We start from the raw sequence: 739 nt of genomic DNA on the forward strand, positions 1-739 counted from the left end.
ATTCGTTCAAGTTATTTCTTGCAATCTGCCAGATATAAAACAACATAAAAAAAAGATAATAAAAAGGATAGTCCTAATCGTTAGGACTATCCTTTTTATATTTACTAGGTTTATTTGCATTAACATAATTTGCAAATATCTTTAATAATTCTTCACTCTCATCAATGGATAAGTTTTCCGCATGGAAATACTTTTCAAATAAAGCGCCTTTTTGAATTAAACGCCTAGACCGTGCTTTGCGTTTTTTTTGATTTTCGTAGTACTTAGATTGACGAGCTTTAAAATCAGCTTGTTCAATCTTTTTTTGCGCTTTATCACGTTGTGAGACTAACTTATTGTATTGTTCATTCATAAGCTATTTTAACCTTACTGTTGGTTAAAGTTATTAGTCGGCTCATCAGATTGATTATGTTCAATAGTATTAGACTTTTCAAAATTATTTCCGTTTAGATAAGCAACAATTTTAGAAGCAAGTTCCTTAATTGTTGTTTGATCTAAATCACCATAATCAAGATTAGCACCTTTAATGACTTCATGTCCGAGTCGTTGGTCAACTTTTTTCTTTTCCTGTTTAATCTTTTCATTAAGCCTTTGCAACTTTTCTTGTTGTTTTTCGATATTTGATATTGCCATAAATAAAACCCCCTTAATTTTATTTGCTATAGTTATGGCTATAAAATATCACATTGTTTTAAAATGGTCAACTAATCATTTGCGAAACATCAAATAAAATAATACA

Annotated in this window: 2 protein-coding genes; both read right to left on the bottom strand. The window is 29.1% G+C overall.

Features of this window, described 5'->3' with window-relative positions:
* Positions 1 to 73: 73 nt before the first annotated feature.
* Entirely contained in the window at positions 74 to 352 is a 279-nt protein-coding gene (locus FC65_RS10955; protein WP_056972785.1) for a hypothetical protein, read from the bottom strand.
* 14 nt (positions 353 to 366) lie between these two features.
* Positions 367 to 633: a hypothetical protein gene (locus FC65_RS10960; protein WP_056972787.1), complete on the bottom strand. Its 267-nt coding sequence runs from the start codon at positions 631 to 633 to the stop codon at positions 367 to 369.
* Positions 634 to 739: the final 106 nt, after the last annotated feature.

This window comes from Ligilactobacillus acidipiscis DSM 15836 (genome assembly GCF_001435755.1).
Lineage (GTDB): Bacteria > Bacillota > Bacilli > Lactobacillales > Lactobacillaceae > Ligilactobacillus > Ligilactobacillus acidipiscis.